Annotated in this window: 1 protein-coding gene; it reads left to right on the top strand. The window is 65.3% G+C overall.

The window, feature by feature from the left end; translation table 11 throughout:
- The first annotated feature begins 4 nt into the window (after positions 1-4).
- Positions 5-643, top strand: coding sequence for a hydrolase (locus tag U5771_RS35265; protein ID WP_322028195.1), 639 nt, complete (start codon positions 5-7; stop codon positions 641-643).

Here is a 643-nt window from a genome sequence, read left to right as displayed (position 1 = left end):
AACCATGGCAAGCGAACCGATTCGCGATCCCGCGAACGACCACCTGCTCACCCCGCAGAACGCGGCGTTCATCGTCATCGATTACCAGCCGGTCCAGGTGAACTCCATCGCGTCGATGGATCGCCAGCTGCTGATCAACAACATCGTCGGTGCATCGAAGGCCGCGGTCGCGTACAACCTGCCGATCGTCCACTCGACCGTCAACGTGAAGACCGGCCTGAACAAGCCGCCGATCCCGCAGCTGCGCGCCGCGCTCGAAGGCTATCCGACCTACGACCGCACCAGCATCAACTCGTGGGAAGACGTCGAGTTCCGCCAGGCCGTCGAGGCCACCGGCCGCAAGAAACTGATCATGACCGCGCTGTGGACCGAGGCATGCCTGACCTTCCCGGCGCTCGACGCGCTGAAGGCCGGCTACGAAGTCTATGTGGTCGTCGACGCGGTCGGCGGCACGTCGGTCGCCGCGCACGAAGCCGCGTTGCGCCGCATCGAGCAGGCCGGCGGCCAGATGATCAGCGTCGCGCAGCTGTTCTGCGAACTGCAGCGCGACTGGGCCCGCAGCGCGACCGTCCCGGCATTCATCGACCTGTTCATCCAAACCGGCGGCACCGCGGGCATCCAGTTCTCGTACGACAAGAGCTGA

Source organism: Burkholderia sp. BCC1977, assembly GCF_905339595.1.
Classification (GTDB): Bacteria; Pseudomonadota; Gammaproteobacteria; order Burkholderiales; family Burkholderiaceae; genus Burkholderia.
Note: the sequence above shows the minus strand (reverse complement) of the source record. Positions and strands in the feature narration are given on the sequence as shown.

What these genes read in the sequence shown, in the direction of transcription:
- U5771_RS35265 (WP_322028195.1), top strand. Translation starts at nt 5, where the DNA reads ATGGCAAGCGAACCGATTCGCGATCCCGCGAACGACCACCTGCTCACC.